At 47.8% G+C, this 19,148-nt stretch carries 16 protein-coding genes and 1 other annotated feature; of the genes, 9 read left to right on the top strand and 7 right to left on the bottom strand.

What is annotated here, in order from left to right; translation table 11 throughout:
• The first annotated feature begins 3 nt into the window (after positions 1–3).
• Positions 4–1,131 carry a conserved virulence factor C family protein gene (locus BW931_RS09750; protein WP_076571920.1) on the top strand — a complete coding sequence of 376 codons (1,128 nt, stop codon included), beginning with the start codon at positions 4–6 and terminating at the stop codon, positions 1,129–1,131.
• Between the two features lie 13 nt (positions 1,132–1,144).
• Positions 1,145–1,573, top strand: coding sequence for a BrxA/BrxB family bacilliredoxin (locus BW931_RS09755; RefSeq protein WP_008591218.1), 429 nt, complete (start codon positions 1,145–1,147; stop codon positions 1,571–1,573).
• Positions 1,574–1,736: 163 nt separating this feature from the next.
• Here BW931_RS09755 and ileS read toward each other — a convergent pair whose 3' ends face one another.
• Positions 1,737–4,826 carry an isoleucine--tRNA ligase gene (gene ileS, locus BW931_RS09760; protein WP_076571922.1) on the bottom strand — a complete coding sequence of 1,030 codons (3,090 nt, stop codon included), beginning with the start codon at positions 4,824–4,826 and terminating at the stop codon, positions 1,737–1,739.
• Positions 4,827–4,954: 128 nt separating this feature from the next.
• Positions 4,955–5,172 (bottom strand) — a binding site (T-box leader).
• A gap of 175 nt (positions 5,173–5,347) precedes the next feature.
• Here ileS and glsA point away from each other — a divergent pair.
• Positions 5,348–6,295 (top strand): glutaminase A, encoded by a 948-nt coding sequence (gene glsA / locus BW931_RS09765; RefSeq protein ID WP_076571924.1) that lies wholly within the window; start codon positions 5,348–5,350, stop codon positions 6,293–6,295.
• Positions 6,285–6,731 carry a DUF4385 domain-containing protein gene (locus tag BW931_RS09770; protein WP_076571926.1) on the top strand — a complete coding sequence of 149 codons (447 nt, stop codon included), beginning with the start codon at positions 6,285–6,287 and terminating at the stop codon, positions 6,729–6,731. Before glsA ends, BW931_RS09770 begins: the two co-directional genes overlap by 11 nt.
• A gap of 206 nt (positions 6,732–6,937) precedes the next feature.
• On the opposite strand, the gene BW931_RS09775 is transcribed toward BW931_RS09770, so the two are convergent.
• Genes BW931_RS09775 through glcP form a run of 3 tightly spaced genes read right to left on the bottom strand, consistent with a single transcriptional unit; the run spans position 6,938 to position 10,206 of the window.
• A complete protein-coding gene (locus tag BW931_RS09775; protein ID WP_076571928.1) occupies positions 6,938–7,792 on the bottom strand; it encodes a protein phosphatase 2C domain-containing protein in 855 nt (284 codons plus the stop codon).
• Complete coding sequence (locus tag BW931_RS09780) at positions 7,789–8,808, bottom strand: LacI family DNA-binding transcriptional regulator (RefSeq protein ID WP_076571931.1); 1,020 nt, start codon at positions 8,806–8,808, stop codon at positions 7,789–7,791. Before BW931_RS09780 ends, BW931_RS09775 begins: the two co-directional genes overlap by 4 nt.
• An 18-nt stretch (positions 8,809–8,826) precedes the next feature.
• A complete protein-coding gene (glcP, locus tag BW931_RS09785; RefSeq protein WP_076571933.1) occupies positions 8,827–10,206 on the bottom strand; it encodes a glucose transporter GlcP in 1,380 nt (459 codons plus the stop codon).
• A gap of 235 nt (positions 10,207–10,441) precedes the next feature.
• Between glcP and BW931_RS09790 the strand changes: the two genes are divergently transcribed.
• From BW931_RS09790 to BW931_RS09805, 4 genes are read left to right on the top strand one after another with little or no spacing between them, the layout of a single operon-like run.
• Entirely contained in the window at positions 10,442–11,617 is a 1,176-nt protein-coding gene (locus BW931_RS09790; RefSeq protein WP_076571935.1) for a galactokinase, read from the top strand.
• Between the two features lies 1 nt (position 11,618).
• Positions 11,619–12,608 (top strand): UDP-glucose 4-epimerase GalE, encoded by a 990-nt coding sequence (gene galE, locus BW931_RS09795; protein ID WP_076571937.1) that lies wholly within the window; start codon positions 11,619–11,621, stop codon positions 12,606–12,608.
• Between the two features lie 15 nt (positions 12,609–12,623).
• Positions 12,624–14,099 (top strand): UDP-glucose--hexose-1-phosphate uridylyltransferase, encoded by a 1,476-nt coding sequence (gene galT / locus BW931_RS09800; protein WP_076571939.1) that lies wholly within the window; start codon positions 12,624–12,626, stop codon positions 14,097–14,099.
• Between the two features lie 44 nt (positions 14,100–14,143).
• Entirely contained in the window at positions 14,144–15,145 is a 1,002-nt protein-coding gene (locus BW931_RS09805) for an aldose epimerase family protein (RefSeq protein WP_327288631.1), read from the top strand.
• Positions 15,146–15,356: 211 nt separating this feature from the next.
• On the opposite strand, the gene BW931_RS09810 is transcribed toward BW931_RS09805, so the two are convergent.
• Both BW931_RS09810 and BW931_RS09815 read right to left on the bottom strand, forming a co-directional pair.
• Positions 15,357–15,926 (bottom strand): histidine phosphatase family protein, encoded by a 570-nt coding sequence (locus tag BW931_RS09810; protein ID WP_076571943.1) that lies wholly within the window; start codon positions 15,924–15,926, stop codon positions 15,357–15,359.
• The gene (locus tag BW931_RS09815) at positions 15,923–16,915 is read right to left on the bottom strand and encodes an NAD(P)/FAD-dependent oxidoreductase (protein WP_076571945.1); all 993 of its coding nucleotides are present in this window, start codon (positions 16,913–16,915) and stop codon (positions 15,923–15,925) included. Before BW931_RS09815 ends, BW931_RS09810 begins: the two co-directional genes overlap by 4 nt.
• Before the next feature lie 180 nt (positions 16,916–17,095).
• Between BW931_RS09815 and chrA the strand changes: the two genes are divergently transcribed.
• Positions 17,096–18,271: a chromate efflux transporter gene (chrA, locus tag BW931_RS09820; protein ID WP_076571947.1), complete on the top strand. Its 1,176-nt coding sequence runs from the start codon at positions 17,096–17,098 to the stop codon at positions 18,269–18,271.
• A 61-nt stretch (positions 18,272–18,332) separates the two neighbouring features.
• On the opposite strand, the gene BW931_RS09825 is transcribed toward chrA, so the two are convergent.
• Positions 18,333–19,142: a YtvA family blue-light photoreceptor gene (locus BW931_RS09825; RefSeq protein ID WP_076571949.1), complete on the bottom strand. Its 810-nt coding sequence runs from the start codon at positions 19,140–19,142 to the stop codon at positions 18,333–18,335.
• Between the last annotated feature and the right edge of the window lie 6 nt (positions 19,143–19,148).

Below are 19,148 nucleotides of genomic sequence, written 5' to 3' on the forward strand. Positions count from 1 at the left end.
TGCATGAGGATCGTATCTATCGAACCGACTCCCAGTCCCAATTCGATGAAAATCAATTTAGATGAAAGTCTGCCTCAGAGCGAGACATACAACTATACAAAAGACGGAGATATATCTTCTTTCCCTTCATGGGCCCGTCAGCTCTTTGACATAAACGGAGTGAAAGGGATTTACCACGTGCTGGACTTCCTTGCTCTTGAACGTCATCCGAAAGTATCATGGGAAGACATCCTCCCGGAAGTACGGGACGCTCTCGGTTCGGATGAAGGACTTCAGGGCGAAGCTTTCCGCGAAGAGCCTGAGGAGAGTTTCGGGGAAGTGCAGGTATTCATCCAGAAATTCCGCAATATCCCGATGCAGATCAAACTGCAGGACGGGGAAACGGAAACGAGAGTGGCCCTCCCCGAGAGGTTCACAAACGCAGCCATGAAAGCGTCCGAAGCTTCCGAAAACATGATTATGGAAAGGAAGTGGGAGGAGGACGCCTCCCGCTACGGAGATGCAGAAGAAGTAGGCCGGCAGGTGCAGGAGGAGATTTCCGCGAGTTATGACGAAGAACGTCTTGCCCGCCTGGTGGAACTCGCTTTCCGGAATGAAACCGAAAAGCAGGAGAGTCCGGTTACGCTTTCCACACTGGATGATTCCGACTGGAGGATACGTTATCAGGCGCTCGATCAGATGCACCCGACGCTTGAAGATTTACCCGTACTCCATAAAGCCCTGCATGATGAAAAAGCTTCGATAAGAAGGCTTGCGACTGCTTATCTCGGGATGATCGAAGATGAGGAAGTACTCCCTTACCTCTATGAAGCACTCTTTGACAAAACCGTCACCGTCCGAAGAACCGCCGGGGACTGCATCTCCGACATCGGATCCACCGATGCCATTCCTCATATGATAAAATCCCTGAAGGACCCGAGTAAAATCGTCCGCTGGAGGGCAGCTATGTACCTTTATGAAGTAGGGGACGAAACGGCGCTGCCTGCTCTTCAGGAAGCAAAAGACGATCCGGAATTTGAAGTGCGCCTGCAGATCCGAATGGCCATCGAACGGATCGAAGGCGGTCACGCAGCGGAAGGATCCGTCTGGTATCAGATGACCCAGGCTACGAAAACGAAAGAAAATAAATAAGGGGGCGTTTACTATGAACGCATATGAAGCTTATATGAAAGAAATTTCCCAGCCGATGAGAGACGAATTGACGGAAGCTGGTTTTACGGAACTTGTATCTCCGGATGAAGTGGACGAGTTCATCAGCTCTGTGAAGGGCACATCTCTCGTCGTCATCAACTCGGTTTGCGGGTGTGCCGCCGGACTGGCCCGTCCTGCAGCTATCAAATCTCTCGAAAACGACAATCGGCCGGAGCACCTCGTCACCGTGTTCGCCGGTCAGGATCGTGAATCGACGGCCCGGATGCGCGACTATCTGGAAGGATATGAACCTTCCTCTCCTTCCATGGCGATTTTAAAAGACGGCCAGGTTATGCATTTCATTCCACGCGAGCACATTGAAGATTATGAAGTGGAAGAAATCGTAGAGAACCTGACAGAAGCTTACGATAAGTACTGCTGAGGATATAACTGAAAAATACTGAACAAAAAAAGCGTACCTGGTGGAATACTTTTCCACGAGGTACGCTTTTTTATTTATTTTCACATTCGCCGGACGGAAGTGTTCCGGATAAGGGGCGCTTACCCGGAGCATCAGTCCAGACTGGAAACGGGAGGTGTTTATCTCACGTCTGAATCTGAAGCTTCAGCTTATGACTGCTTACTTCGAATTCTTCCATGTCCTCTGTTTCCTGCAGGTCGAGCTCATTGACCAGTACGTTGTCACGGATGACCTGCTCGTTTTCCTGTATCGCCTTCCTCACATCCTCGTCTCCTGCAATAGCTATGTTTACACGAAGATCGATCGGCAGGTCTTTCTGCTTCCGTACATCCTGGATAACGCGGATCACTTCGCGGGAAAGACCTTCAAGGCGGAGTTCTTCCGTAATAGTCGTATCAAGCACTACGTGGAATTCCTGGTTCGATCCCATCGACAGTCCACTGTCGGCTACTCTTTCAGCGATCAGAAGGTCCATCGGCACTTCGATGTCCCCGTCCTCTGCAGGCACTACCGCTTTCTGATTCGTCACGATATCAGCTGCCTCTTCATCAGAGAGCGACTCCAGGTATTTCTTCACTGTATTGACGTTTTTCCCTAACTTAGGTCCGGCTTCACGGAAGTTAAGTTTAACTTCATACCGGATAAGGTCTTCGGAGGATTCTTTTACTACGACCTCTTTCACGTTGATTTCCTCTGCGATAATAGGGCGATACTCTTTAAGAGCGGCGCCGCGATCCTGATTGACCGGGATGACCGTCAGTTCGGCCAGCGGCTGTTTCGTCTTGATCGCTTCCGTATTACGTACGCCGCGGGCAAGTTCCACTACCTGAAGGACAGCATCCATGTCTCTCTCCAGCTTCTCATCGACGCGATGTTCTTCACGCTCAGGGAAAGCAGCGAGATGGACACTTTCGCCCGTCAGGTTCATATGAATGTCGTCCGCTACGAACGGAGTGTATGGAGCAAGCAGACGACTCAAGCCTACGAGCACTTCGCGAAGCGTGGAGTAGGCAGCTTTTTTCGACTCACTCATTCCGCTTTCCCAGAATCTGTTACGGGAACGACGGATATACCAGTTACTTACTTCATCGACTAATTTCTCGATTTCCTTCGCAGCTTTTGTAAAGTCATACTCGTCAAGTCCGGTTCTCACGCGGGCCGCCACAGTGTTCGCTCGGGAAATGATCCAGCGGTCCAGGAGCGTCTTCTCTCCTGTATCCTCCGGGTCATACTCGTAGTTATCGATATCCGCGTACAGTGTAAAGAAACCGTGCGTATTTACTAACGTATCGACAACTTTCGATTTCGCTTCGGAGACGACGCGCTCGGAGAAACGTTTATTGTTCCACGGAGCACTGTCGGCAAGCAGAGCCCAGCGGAAAGCATCCGCTCCGAATTTATTTACGAGGTCCATCGGATGGAGCGCATTCCCTTTACTCTTGGACATCTTCCTGCCATGTTCATCAAGAATGTGACCGGTGGAAAGAACCCGCTTGTACGGAGCTTTCCCTGTAAACATCGTGGATACGGCCATCAGACTGTAGAACCAGCCGCGGGTCTGATCCACCCCTTCACAAATAACGTCCGCCGGGAACTGCTTATTGAACGTCTCTTCATTCTCGAACGGGTAGTGGTACTGGGAAAACGGCATCGATCCGCTGTCAAACCACACGTCGATCACTTCCGGGACGCGGTCCATCGTGCCGCCGCATTCCTCACAGGAGAGCTGAATACGATCGACATAAGGTTTATGCAGCTCGACATCCGTCACTTCTCCTTTCGCTTTGGAAAGAAGATCCGATTTACTCTCCGGAGCGTGCTGATGACCGCATTCATTACAGATCCAAACGTTCAGAGGCGTACCCCAGAAACGGTTACGACCAATGTTCCAGTCCACCATATTTTCAAGGAAGTTTCCGAAACGACCATCTTTGATATGATCCGGGTGCCACTCCACTGTCTGGTTATTTTCGATGAACTTATCTTTCATCTCCGTCGTTTTGATGAACCAGCTTTCGATCGCATAATAAAGGAGCGGCGTGTCACAGCGCCAGCAGTGCGGGTAGCTGTGCTCATATTTTTCTTTATCATACAGAAGCCCTTCTTCCGACAGATATTTCACAATGTCCACGTCACAGTCTTTGACGAATCGTCCCTCGAACGGAGGGATGTCGGAAGTATAGCGTCCCGCTCCGTCCACGACGTTAAAGAAAGAGAGATTATTTTCAAGGACGAGGTTGTAGTCATCCTCCCCGTAGGCAGGGGCAATGTGTACGACCCCTGTACCGCTTTCTGCGTTTACAAATCCAGCGGAAACGACGGTGTGACCCCGCTCCGGTTTTACAAACGGGAACGGCGCGATGTAATCGATTCCTACGAGTTCGCTCCCTTTATGTTCGGAAATGATTTCATATCCTTCTCCCATCACTGCGTCCGCAAGATCGCGGGCTACGATAAACACTTCATCGTGCTGTTTCGCTTTGACGTAGTCGAGTTCCGGGTGAACGGCAAGCGCCACGTTCGCCGGCAGTGTCCATGGCGTCGTCGTCCAGCCGAGGAAGTATTCATTCTCCGCATCCTTCACTTTGAATTTCGCCGTGGCCGACAGATCTTTTACATCTTCATAGCCCTGGGCGACTTCATGGGAACTGAGAGTCGTCTGGCAGCTCGGGCAATACGGTGTAACCCGGTGACCTTTGGAGAGGAGACCTCGTTTGTGCAGGTCGGCCAGGATATACCACTCACTCTCGATATAATTATCTTCAAGTGTGACGTACGGATCGTCCATATCGAGCCAGTACCCGATCGCTTCCGTAAACTCCCGCCACTGTTTTTCATATTCGAACACGCTCTTCTTACACTGTTCGATGAACTTCTCCACTCCGTATTCTTCGATTTCCTGCTTACCGGAAATACCGAGCTGTTTTTCCACTTCGATTTCCACCGGGAGACCGTGTGTATCCCAGCCGCCTTTACGGATAACCTGGTAGCCGTTCATCGTCTTATAACGACCGACGAAGTCCTTGATTACCCGGCCAAGCACGTGCCCGGCATGGGGAAGACCGTTTGCTGTCGGCGGACCTTCATAGAAGACGAACGTTTCGTTTCCTTCCCGCTCTTCCATGGAACGGTTGAACACATTTTCCTCCTGCCAGTAATCCTTGACGCGATTTTCGCGTTCGATTGCCACTTCTTTCGTATTGACTTTACGCATTTCCTCTTCACCTCACGTAATTTATTTGAGTAAGGTACCCTACTCTCCAGTCTCTCTTTCTGTCAAAAACTACCCCGGACGAACCGGGTCCTCCAAAAACAAAAGTATAAAAAAACCGCCCCTTCTATAAAAGGGACGGAGTTATTTCCGCGGTACCACCCGAATTCCGCACGTATGCGGCACTTTGAACCATCGTGGGTAACGGTCACGTAACCGGCGGCATCTACTTATTTCAACGACGCTTCTCCAGGATGATCTTCCCTTCTTCTCCATCTGTCACCTTCCAGCAGCCGGTGATTCTCTTGGGATGGGCAAAAGAACGTACTCTTCCTATCGCAGAATTTGCGTGTATTCTATACTTTTTCATAATAACATGAAATACAGTTTTATACATAGTATTTCACTTTTTTTATTAAGAAAACCAGGCATAGAACGGTAAAAATGAGGGTACACTTTTAAAAATGAATGATTCGTGCACATTTATTATACTCTTTAGTCATTCAATAAAGGAGAATTCACTTATGGCCCAATTATCCAACCAGCTGCTGGAACAGATAGTCGAAGACAGTCTCCCCTACGCCTCAGACGGGGAAGTAAGACCGGTTATCCCTATGTATGATGATACGAAAAAAGATGTACTGGGCGTTACGGTCTGGACCGGTGAGGAGTATTTTCATGCCGGAAGGACGGACTTGTACGTGCCCATGCAGAGCACAGCTAAAATTGTTACGCTCATGCTCGCGCTGAATGACTTCGGGAAAAAGCGAGTGTTCGATATGGTCGGTATGGAGCCGATGGGAGATTTCTTCAACTCAATCGGCCAGCTGGAGAGGCATCAGACGGAAAAGCCGTTCAATCCGATGATCAACGCCGGCGCTATCGCCACTGCCGCTCTTATTAAAGGCGGCTCCGTCGAAGAGCGATTCGAAAGATTTATGGAATTCATCAGACAGATCACCGGAAACCCCGACTTAGTGATGAGCGAAGAAATATACGAAGCAGAGAAATCAAACGGAGCCCGCAACCGTGCCCTCGCTTATTTCATGCAAAGTACGGGAGCAATGATTATGCCTCCGGAAGAAGCGCTCGATCTCTATTTCCGTACCAACGCTGTCATGATGTGTACCGAGGATTTCGCCCGGGTCGGTCATTTTATGGCCAACGAAGGCCGGGATCCGGAAACGAATATTCGTCTCATATCACCGGAACACTTAAGAACGGTCAAATCTATTATGCTTACCTCCGGGATGTATAACTCGTCCGGTCAGTTCGCCGTGGAAGCGGGCTTCCCTCTAAAAAGCGGGGTCTCCGGAGCTATTATCGGTGCCGTACCCGGACGTATGGGAATAGGGATCATCGGTCCGGCGATTGATGCCAAAGGAAACAGCACGGCCGGAGGTGCCCTCGTCAAATCGCTTTCCAACGAGCTGGATCTGAACATGTTCGGGGTGATCGAACATGAGCTTTGATTATGATCTCGATTTCGACACCACCGACTTCCGCAAGAATCCCGAGAAATACCGGGTGGGACGAGGCGAGCAGGGTGTCCTGCTCGTGGAACCCTATAAAAGTGAGATTCTCGCACACTGGCGCTTCAAGACTCCCGAGATTGCCCGGGAATCCTCGGAAGCTATATACAATATGTACCTTGATTACAAGAAGAACAACGAGTTTGTCGGTATGGACATGGCCCGGAAATTTCTGCAGATGGGCTACACCCGTTCCAGAAGGTATGCTAATTACAAAGGCGGGAAAAAGTACGACGAAGACGGAAACGTCAAAGAACGCGATATAGATGAAGAGAAAGCCGAGTCCGCCCGGATTTTCGAACAGAAATGGATCAAAGTCCGGGAAGACGAAGAATATCTGGCTATGAAAAAGCAGCACCAGAAAAAATATGGATAAAAAAGAAGCCGCGGCAGAGCTTAACGGATAGAAAGAAGGAGACGACTGACCTCCTCCTTCTCTCTATCCCAGTTCTGCATATGACGGCTTCATAAAATCCAACGTTATTTCAGTGCTTTACATCTGTGCTCATTGTCCGGAAAAGTACCTTAAAAACAGGAGCGAAACGTTTTACCAGTTCCAGTCCCGGCAATCAAATATTAAAGTTACGAGCCGATTTCTATCAGAACGGCTGTCTTGTCATCTTTCATTTTCAGACGCGGGTATGTTATACACTCGGGATCATCGTTCTCCCTTTCCTCCACTGCACTCACTAACCTGTCCACTCCATACTGAAAAGCAATGTTGGCCGACTGCTCCCAGCCATCGGCTTCCTCAAGCCCCGTGGGCATCATCAATCCGTCACTTAACAAAAGAATCGCGGTGACCTTTTTCAAGGATAACCTGCCACTTTCCAGGTGCTTCATCGCTTCTTTACTTCCGTCAATCACACTGTATCCCGCATCCGTGTTTAACAGGGCACGGTTTTCAATTAAAGTTGAACGGACTTCCTTCCGGGCTTCACTGATAGGTGTTTTCTTCGTCTGTCCGCTTCGCAGTTTCACAATTTCATTGATTGCCTTCCGGTCAAAATGACTGAGCAGGTCATATGTGACTGTTCGTATATCTCCGTTTGCATACTGTAAAAAAATCATACAGTCGGCCGCATGGGCGTATTCCAGAGACAATCGTTCCCTGTCTATTGAGATGGCCGCAAGGGCACAGGTGCTCCGCTTTCCCTTCGGCACATCATTAATTTCTGCTGGATCATCTGAACCTAACCAGTTCAACGTTTCTTCTGCAACCTGCAGATTAGCAGCTTCGACGAGTTCGTCAAACAGCTCCTCTTCTGCAGCTGAAGCCAGCGTATCCCGGACGGCATGGGAGGCAATGTTACCGGGGACACCTTCAAGTCCTGTCGCCCCATCAATTGCAGCGAATACCCCCGCCTTTTCATTCACGACATAAGCATCCTCATTTATGTTTCCATTCCCTTTTTTGTTTACAGTGCTGATTCTCATGTTAATTCTCCCTGCGGCTCTGTTTTTTGACAGCTTTCCCTGATAATCAGTTCCGTCCCCAACGTTACTTTTTTGGCAACCGGGCGCTGTTGAAAAATCCGTTCCTTCAGCAAACTCACTGCGGTCTCCCCCATCATTTCCGTATAGACTTTGACAGTGCTTAAAGACGGCGATATATACTTTGCCACACTGGAATCATTGAATCCGATTAAACTGACCCGCTCCGGTACCGAAATGGAATGATCACGTAATGCGCGTAATGCTCCGATAGCAATGGAGTCATTTGCACAAAAAAATGCAGTCGGCAGATCATCCTGCAGCGTGCTTACGGCCTGATTCATCATCTCGTACCCGGCATCCACCGCGAAAGCACCTTTAAAGCAGTAATTTTTATTAAATAGCCCCTGTGTTTTCATGTAGTCACGAAAATTCTCATATCTTGGGTCCATCAGCACTTCGGAGGCCCCGGGGGGCTTTTCTTCACCAGCCAGAATCCCTATTTTTGAATGCCCCTCTTCTATAAAGTGAGACAAAACACTCTGGGTGGACTGCTGAAAGTCAGCAATAACAGAATCACATGAATTCAGTGCACGGATATTATCGACAAAACAAATGTTGGGGCACCATTCTTCCAGTTGTTTCATTTGCTCGTGTGAAAACTTACCAATAGCAATAATCCCATTCACTTTAACGTTGAGGTTATTGTCCGTATTTTGAAACAGCCTGATATAATCATACCCCTCACCTTCCAACTTCTTTTCCACACCCAGCCTGATTGAGTAGTAATAAAGGTCATTCAGCTCTTCTGTTTCGGTGTACCACTGAACGATGGCTATTCGCATGTGCTGCTTTGTTTTTTTGTGAATATGTTTTTTATAATCAAGCAGTTCAGCAGCATCGAAAATACGCTGTTTTGTTTCAGGACTTACCGATAGTGTCGGGTCATTATTCAGCACACGTGAGACGGTGGCAATCGAGACATTCACATTAGTTGCTATATCTTTTATCGTTGCCATTTCTTCCACTCCAATCGCTTAGTTATGCATACTGCCTGCATCATTCGTCTCTGAAGCGGAGGTACGTGCCCGCAAATCAGCTTCAATTTCTTCCAGGCTGCGACCGCGGGTTTCCGGAAGGTATTTCACAACAAAGAACAGTGCGCCGATGCCGATCGCTGCGAAAATCAGGAATACCTGCTCAATCGCCATAATCTCAGTCAGCAGCGGGAAGAATTGTGCAACTAGCAGACTTCCGATTGATAACGCCAAAGCGGCAATACCTGTAGCGGCGCCACGTGCACGCATCGGGAACAGTTCCGGAAGCATAACCCATAGTACAGGTCCCCACGTAAAAGCAAAGAACACAATAAACAATGTCAGACAAGCGACAATGATCCAGGCAGTAACATCTGAGCCTAGTCCAATTGTCCAAATAAGACCGGCCATTATAATTAATGAGCTGACCATCCCGATATTACCGGTGATCAACAGCTTTTTCCGGTCGATTTTATCGATGATCATGATGGCAAATATGGTAACAACCACGTTCACCGTCCCGATACCGACTGTTCCCAGGATGGATGTTACATCCCCAAGCCCCGCTTCATTGAAAATGGTCGGTGCATAGTAAATGATAGCATTAATACCGATGATCTGCTGCAACAATGCGAATGTACATCCAATGAGCAGTGTCGGACGCAGCCATGATGACTTCAACACATTCCATGTGCTGTCAGAAATACGGTTGATTTCAATCATTTCATCGATTTCTTTCTCTATCTCATCCGGTTTCCGCGTCAGTTTCATAACACTGCGTGCCGCTTCCTTACCACGGTTTTCAAGCAGCCATCTTGGACTCTCCGGCATAAAGATAACGCCGACCATCAATACAAAGGACGGTACGACAGCAAGCCCGACCATCCAGCGCCATCCTTCGATATCTGCAAAAGCATAGTTTACCAGATAGGAAGAAAGAATACCTATCGTAATCATCAGCTGGTTCAAAGAACTGAGCGACCCGCGTGATTCTGTCGGGGCCATCTCGGACAAATAGACGGGAACAATTGCGGTAGAACCGCCAACGGCAAGTCCGATAATCAATCGGCCGACAACGAGTGTCACCATATTCGGAGCAAACGCCAGCGTAAGGGCACCGATTATAAAGATAATGGAGATCATGAACACCAGCCTGCGCCGCCCGAATTTATCCGATAAAGGTCCGCTGGATCCGGAGCCGAATATCGCACCTATCAACATGGAACTGACCACAAGTCCTTCCGTAAAACTCGTCAGCGGGATATCGTCTTTTATGTATAAAAGAGCGCCGGAGATAACACCCATATCATAACCGTACAGAAGTCCTCCTAAAGCACCGAGGAAAAATATCATTTTTTTACCTATTTTTTTACTGACCATTTTCGAAACCTCCTAAGTTTTTTTAATTTAAGTTTAGTATACGCTTTCATAAAATTTATGTAAATAGCTATTTTAAAGCCATTGAAAAACAAACCTTCTCAATTACATAATAATCGCTAAGTAAATTTTTATTATTTTTTTACTAAAATAAATTGATTTTTTTATTGTGTAAGTCAAAACACTATAGTAAATTGAAATTAGGAATTGTAAGCGTTTAATAAACAGGAGGGGTCCCATGACTAATCTCATCCAGAAATTTCAGGAGATATTTAACAGCGATGAAACACCCCGTACATTCTTTGCACCGGGGCGAATTAATTTAATCGGTGAGCATACCGACTATAATGGAGGTCACGTTTTCCCTGCATCGGTTTCTTTCGGAACATATGCGCTGGGAACAAAACGAAATGATACTGTACTTCGTTTCTATTCAATGAATTTTCCGGAAACAGATATTATCGAATGTGATCTGGCGGATCTGAGTTATAATTCGGCGCACGACTGGGCGAATTATCCGAAAGGGATGATCAAATACATAACCGCACAGGGGCATAATATCGATCACGGTGCTGACATTTTGTATTACGGGGACATTCCAAACGGTGCAGGCCTGTCGTCTTCCGCGTCGATAGAGATGGTGACCGGTGTACTGCTGGAATATTTATATGAGTTAGCCATTGACCGTATCGACATGATCCGGCTCGGTCAGCAGGTTGAAAATGAATACATTGGTGTAAACAGCGGCATCATGGATCAGTTTGCAGTTGGTATGGGCAAAAAAAATCAGGCTATTCTATTAGACTGTCAAACGCTCGATTACCACTATGCACCGATTGAACTGCACCACCATTCGATTATCATTATGAATACCAACAAGCAGCGTATGCTGGCGGACTCGAAATATAATGAACGCCGTCAGCAGTGTGATCAGGCACTGGCCGATTTAAAAAGCGAACTGTCCATCGAAAGTCTTGGTGATTTATCGAATGAAGAATTTACTCAGCACAAACACCTCATCAATAATGAGGACGACCGGAAACGGGCAAAACACGCCGTTTCAGAAAACGTACGTACCCTTGAGGCATTAAAAAAACTTCAGGACGGCGATCTTAACGGATTTGGCCGATTGATGAACGCTTCCCACGAATCGCTGAAAAATGATTATGAAGTTACCGGAATTGAATTGGACACCATCGTGGAAGCGGCCTGGGACCAGGATGGCGTGACCGGCGCACGCATGACCGGTGCAGGATTTGGCGGATGTGCAATCGCCATCGTGGAACAAAGCAGCATCGATTCTTTCAAAACAAATGTAAATGAAATCTATTCGAAAACAATTGGTTATGAACCGACCTTTTACACCGCAGCAATTGGCGACGGTGCTAAAGAGATAACGAAAGGGGTGCGCTGAAATGAGTATACTTGTATTAGGCGGAGCCGGATATATCGGCTCCCATGCAGTTTACCAGCTTGTGGACAAAGGTGAAGATGTGGTGGTAGTCGATAATCTGACCACAGGACATGAAGAAGCGATCCATCCTAAGGTAACTTTTTATGAAGGGGACATCCGTGAAATCGACTTCCTTCGCGACGTATTCGAAAAGGAAACGATCGATGGTGTCATGCATTTTGCAGCTAATTCCCTTGTAGGCGAGTCCATGGAAAAACCGCTTCAATATTTCGATAACAACGTATACGGCACACAGGTTTTATTGACAGCGATGGTTGAAAATCATGTAAGAAATATCGTGTTCTCATCATCTGCAGCAACGTATGGCGAACCGGAGTCCATTCCGATTACCGAAACCATGCAGACAAACCCGGCAAGCACATATGGCGAAACAAAACTGACCATGGAAAAACTCATGAAGTGGACCGAACAGGCTCATGGTATAAAATATGTATCCCTCCGATATTTTAATGTGGCAGGGGCAAGAGAATCAGGTGAAATCGGTGAGGATCATCGTCCTGAAACACATCTTGTGCCAATTATTTTGCAGGCCGCTCTCGGCCAACGCCAGAACATTATTATTTTCGGGGATGACTACAATACAGAAGACGGTACTTGCATCAGGGACTATGTCCATGTCGAGGATTTGATCCAGGCACATATCCTTGCGATGAGCCATTTAAGAAATGACGGCGCCAGCGACATTTTTAACCTTGGCAGCAGTCGCGGGTTCTCGGTAAAAGAAATGGTCGATGCAGCACGGAAGGTAACAGGAAGAGAAATCGAAGCTGAAATTGGGGAACGGCGAGCCGGCGACCCAAGCGTATTAATCGCAAGCTCGGAGAAAGCCAGAAATATGCTCCATTGGAATCCTGAACGGACAGCAATCACAAAAATCATGGAGGACGCCTGGCAGTGGCACGTAAATAATCCAGGCGGCTATCAAACCTGAGAGGAGCAGATAAACATGGTTTACCAGCATCTTGAGAAACTGATTCATAAAGCGACGGAAGTCGGGTTAATTGAACAAGCAGACCGGATCTATGCACGTAACCAAATCATGTATTTGCTTAATCTGAAAGGAGAGACAGCTGCAGCCCCCTCCCTGCACAATGACGACAATATCCCGGATATACTTGATCAACTGGTAGCTTACGCCGTCCGGAACCACGTCATCGATGACGTTTTTGACGAGAAAGAAATCCTGGCAGCAAATATCATGAATTGTCTCGTTGCCCGCCCATCAACCATTAATGCTGTTTTTCAGGAAAAATACGCACAAAACCCGACGAGGGCCACGGATTACTTTTATGAGCTCAGCAAAAACAGCAATTATATTCAGATGAAGCGTATCAACAAAAACATCCATTTCACGGCCACCACGGAGTATGGAGAGCTCGATATTACCATCAATTTGTCGAAGCCTGAAAAAGATCCGGAGCAGATCAGACGGGAACGCGAAAACAAACAGCAAGTTGACTATCCGAAATGCGTTCTTTGTGTTGAAAATGAAGGATACGTCGGTCGAACCGGTTATCCGGCCCGCGCCAATCATCGGGTTATCGAGGTTCCACTGCTCGGGGAAAACTGGTATCTCCAATACTCGCCATACGTTTATTACAACGAACATAGTATAGTGCTCGCCGAAGAACACCGGGACATGAAAATTAATAAGAAGACATTCGCACAACTGCTCGCATTCATCGAAAAATTCCCGCATTATTTTATCGGATCGAATGCCGATCTTCCGATTGTCGGCGGGTCTATTTTAACGCATGATCATTTTCAGGGTGGCAGATACAGGTTCGCTATGACCGACGCAAAAGAAGCATTTTCTTTTTCGCTTACCGATTTTGCCGAAGTTTCTGCCCACGTGCTGCATTGGCCTTTATCAGTCATACGGTTAAAAAGTATGGAAAAAGAACAGTTGCTTGGTGCGGCCGACCATATTCTACAAACGTGGAAAGATTACTCGGATGAGTCGGCAGCGATTAAAGCTTTTTCCGGCAACACTCCACACAACACTATCACACCGATAGCACGAATGCGGAACGGCGTTTATGAGCTTGATCTGGTTTTGCGCAACAATCGAACATCTGAAGAGCATCCATCGGGTATCTTCCATCCTCATGCTGACGTCCACCATATTAAAAAAGAGAACATTGGGCTGATTGAGGTAATGGGTCTCGCCGTCCTCCCGGCAAGGTTGAAAGAGGAATTCACTGAAATCAAATCATTCCTCCTGGGAGAACCAGGCAATGTGGCAGACTATCACGAAGCGTGGGCGCAAACCATTAAACAAAAATACGGTACACTTAATGACACTACTAAAGCGGAAAACGTCTTGCAGAAAGAACTTGGGATTAAATTTTCAAAAGTATTGGAAGATGCCGGTGTGTTCAAGGATGAATCAACATTCAAGCGTTTTATTAACACACTGTAAAACAGACGGGCAGGTGAAGAAAACTGTATATCGCAAAGGATGATATATACGGCGATTGGAAGGAGTATACCCTCGAAAATGATCATGGTATGTCGGTTTCTATACTGAACTATGGCGGAATTATTACAAAACTCATGGTTCCGGACCGGCACGGAAGAACCGAAAATGTTGTCCTCGGGTATAAAAATTATGCAGACTATGCTGATAATGCTAATTATTTAGGAGCCCAGATCGGACGTGTGGCCGGGAGAATCAAAAACAGCAGCTTCCAGCTCAACGATAATTCCTATGTATTGACGAATAATGAAGGTAACCATCATCTGCATGGTGGCTCTAACGGCTTTCATCAGATGGTTTGGGATGCAGAAACGTTTCAGTCGAAAAATGAAGCCAAGCTTATTTTAAATCGAACAAGCACACATATGGAAGAAGGCTACCCGGGTAATCTGGATGTATCGATTACGTATACTCTGAACAATGCTAATGAACTGACGCTCAGCTACGGGGCGAGTTCTGACCAGGACACTCCGGTCGCTATGACAAACCATACGTATTTCAATTTAAGCGGAAACAGAAGAGAAACGGTGCACAATCACCATGTCGAATTTGAAAGCGATCATTTCGCCGAACTCGACGAGGAACTTATACCGACCGGCAGATTAATGGAGACGACTGGAACACCTTTTGATTTCAGAAACGGCCGATCGATTGGAGAGGGGCTAAAACCGGACACAGCCCAGCAAAAAACTGTCGGTAACGGTTACGATCATTATTTTGTTCTTGGGAAAGAGAAAACGATAAAAGTATCGGAACAGAGCTCCGGACGAAATATGGAGATCCGCACAAATCAACCCGGCATGGTGCTGTACACTGCCAATGGCCTTGATGCCGGGCTTGCATTAAACAACGGACCCTCCCAAAAATACGCAGGCGTTTGTTTTGAAGCCCAGGCACACCCGGCAGCCTTGCACCACGAAGAGTTTCCCAGTGTGATCGCAGCTTCGGGGGAGAGGTATCACAGCTATATTACGTATTCGTTTAAATAAAGTCTGTCGGGAGGAGCTGCCGTGGAGCAGAAGAAGGTGTCCGACCTCCCCGCATCGTAAGTATGACATCGTATGCGGCGGTTCAATAAGTTGAGTCCGCCCCCCCAAAAAAAGGATACTGGCCATACGCCAGTATCCTTTTCCTATATTTTCCCATCCTCAAGCCTTTAAGGAATAATTTATTTCCCCGGAAATTTTTACGAAGAGACATTCAGGAAAGATGAGTGACCTGATTGTAATCGTGGACTTTCCAGACCCCTTCCATAAATTCGATATTCGTGAGGCATCCGTTCAGAAGCTTAAAGCGATCGGCTCCGATTTTCCCACCGGAGATTTCCGTCAGTATAGCGTTAATAACCGCGCCGTGGGCAACAAGCAGCACGCGGCGATCCGGAAATTCTTCAGTCAGACGACGGACACCCGTCATCACCCGATTTATGAAAACTTCCTTGTCTTCCTGTCCGGGGTACTGTTTGTCCGGATATGCGGCCAGCCTTTCCTCTTCACGCATTCCTTCAGCTTCCCCGAAGTGGCGCTCCCGTAATTCTTCCATGACTGTAAGGGGAAGGTTATGCCCCTCCCCGATGATTTCAGCGGTGTGCTTCGCTCTTTCCAGCGGGCTTGTCACCAATACGTCCCAGTCATCGTCTCTCAGGTAGTCCCGGCACAGTTTCGCCTGCTCTACCCCCGTATCGTTCAGCGGGATATCCGTACCTCCCTGAAGTTTCTTTTCCCTGTTCCACATTGTTTCTCCGTGTCGTACGAGACAGATCGATGTCATTCGTCCATATCCTCCCCGGGCTTATGGTGTTTATAAACGACCGTACTGTAAACTTGAGGGGGAGCTTTCGGATTCAGCAGCTGTTTCACACTGTTCACAGCTGTCATGGCTTCGGACATCCCCGAAGCGAGAAGCATCGTTTTCCCAGGGTAATAGGCAGCATCTCCGCACGCAAATACCCGGGCTCCGCTCGTTTTCATTTCTGTATCCACAGTCACTCTTCCTTTTTCCACTTCGAGTCCCCAGTCTTTGTATACACTTTTACCTATGCTTACCCCTTCATATACAAGAAGGTGGTCCGCTTCGATACTTTCCCCATTGGAAAGATGAATACGCATGAGAGCTCCCGATTCTCCTTCGAGATCGTCGATTTCCGTATTACGGAATACATTCACGGAAGATGCAGCGAGCTGTTCTTCATCGTGCTCATAAACCGCCCGGAATGTTTCATCCCGGTTGATCAAGCTGACAGCGGCCGCTCCCTCTTTTTCCATTGTCAGGGCCCAGTCGATTCCGATACGGAAGTTGGAATATACGGCAATCCGCTTGTTTTTGAAGCGTTTCCGATTTTCAAGCGTATAGTGGATGGAGTAAGGCTCGAATTCTTCCCTTTTCTGAAGAGGCAGCGGTACCGTGTCATACGCTCCGAGTCCGGAAGCGAGGATGACGCTGAGAGCTTCGTAATCGCCTTTATTCGTCTTTACGACGACACTGTCTTCTTTTTCTTCCAGATTTTCGACGATGACATCCGTCTCTATTTCCGGAGCCAGCAGTTCCGCCTGTTTCTGCGTTTCAAAAACAAAGTCCTCCCCCGTGATTCCGTTGAAGCCGGGAACGTCATACAGCTCTTTCTCCGGATAGAATACTTTCGCTTTTCCTCCCGTTTCCTCTTGGTACTCGAGCACCAGCGTGTCCATATTTCTCATACAGCTGTAGTAAGCGGCATAAAGTCCGCTTGTTCCTCCGCCGATTACAATCACATCTTTCATATCTCAACGCCTCCGATTCTTATTGATAATTATTTTCAATTTTAAACAAAATGTTACCGTTTTACAATGTTGACGGTGTCCACCCAACAACGTATATTGTAGATTGACCTCCTGGGAAGGAGAAAATCCCGTCCTTTCTTTTTTCTAATAAAAGCGGTCTCGAGAGGAGCTTTTTTCAATATGAAGAACAACAACAGACATCTCTTTGAGATAATGAAATCATCCATTCGTCTCGGGCTGACTTCGTTCGGCGGCCCTGTCGCTCATCTCGCGTACTTTAAAGAAGAGTACATCGACCGGAGAAAATGGCTTGACGACAAGATGTATGCCGACATCATCGCCCTCTGTCAGTTTCTCCCCGGCCCTGCTTCCAGTCAGGTAGGAATATCCATCGGCATGCTGCGAGGGGGGCTCGCCGGCGGTATTATCAGCTGGCTCGGGTTCACACTGCCATCCGTGATTATTCTGGTGCTATTTGCGCTTTTGTATCAGAATTTCCAACTGGCGGATGCTCCGTTCATCCATAGTTTAAAAGTGGTGGCTGTCGCCGTCGTGCTGCACGCTCTGATCGGGCTCGGAAAAAAACTGACGCCGGATTCGAAAAGGCAGACGATTGCAATAATAGCGGCCTGTTTTATGCTTCTTTTCCCGTTCGCGTGGATGCAGCTCGGGATCATAGGGGTGGCAGGGATAGCCGGAAGATTTCTGTTCAAAAAAATAGCAGATACAAACGCCGCCCCCTTCCCCGTCACTTTTTCGAAAAAAGCGGGTGCGGGCGCTCTTGCTCTGCTTGTCTCCCTCCTTCTGGTACTGCCCGTCCTTGCACGGCAGACAGAGCACATTCTTATACAACTATTCGATACCTTCTTCCGCGTCGGTTCTCTCGTATTCGGAGGCGGCCATGTCGTCCTCCCTATGCTTGAACGGGAAATCGTGCCGTCAGGGTTGCTGAATGTGGATCAGTTTCTCGCCGGTTACGGGGCAGCTCAGGCTGTTCCAGGCCCGCTGTTCACTTTCTCAAGTTATATCGGAACCATGATCGAAGGGGTGAGCGGGGCGGCAGTCGCGACAATCGCCATGTTTCTCCCCTCTTTCCTGTTTCTGATCGCCGCTTTGCCTTTTCTCAGCGAGCTGCGGAGCCGTCCGGGATTTCAGGGTGTGCTGATGGGAGTGAACGCAAGCGTCGTCGGTATTCTGCTGGCCGCCTTTTACGATCCCGTCGTGACAAGTGCCATTCATTCGAACACTTCTTTCGCTCTGGCGCTGGCACTCTTTTCCCTTCTTCACTTCTTCAAAGTACCAGCCTGGGGGGGAGTGCTGATTGGAGTTGTAACAGGCAGCTTTTTATTCGCATAATTCCGAATATGAAAAAAGACCGGCAGAGAAGCTGGTAACTCTCTGCCGATCAAACGATCAGTTATATCTGAATGTCGTTTCTGATTCTTTCAAGTGCCTGCCTGACGGAAGTATAACTTCTCAGGGAAAGCTCGCTGAAATTGGCGTAAGGTGTGCTCCCCATAGCGAATTTCGGGGTGACACCGCTCAGTATGAGAGTGGTCCCCATCAGATTGAGGAGCTGGTTCAGCTGATAGATTCCTATATGTATTTCTTCGTTGAAGAAGGAAACTCCGGATAAATCAAGAATCAGGTAGTCTTCCTTCTCTTCCTGAACGTGGTTACTGACAGCATCAAGCATCTGCTGGAGACGTTCGTCGTCCACATTTCCGATCAGCGGCAAAATAGACACTCCATCTTCCACCGGTACGATCGGTGTGGAAAGCCGCTTCACTTCCGTGGAATAATGTCCGACGAGACGCTCCGCTTCCACTCTTTTCGTCACATCCTGCTGTACTCCGACGAAGAAATCCTGGTTCAATTTTTCGATGAACACGGTGTATATCTGCAGTTCATTCCAGAATTCGGATCCGTCTTTGCGGTAGTTGCGAAGCTCCACTTTCATATTCTCTTTGCTTTTCAGTGCATCCCGGATTTTGTCCAGGTTTTCTGATTCTGTATCCTCTCCCTGAAGAAAGCGGCAGTTCCGTCCAAGCACGTCCTTCGCCTCATAACCCGTGAGTTCCTCAAAACCTTTATTTACGTAAACGACCGGTGTGTCCACCTGTTGCGGGTCAGCAATGACGACCCCGACACCCACACGGTCCACAGCAGCCCTGATGAAATCATTCTGCTGCATTACTTCCAGCTCATCGAGTGAATAATAATCCATAATGGT

Source organism: Salimicrobium salexigens, assembly GCF_900156705.1.
Taxonomy (GTDB): domain Bacteria; phylum Bacillota; class Bacilli; order Bacillales; family Halobacillaceae; genus Salimicrobium; species Salimicrobium album.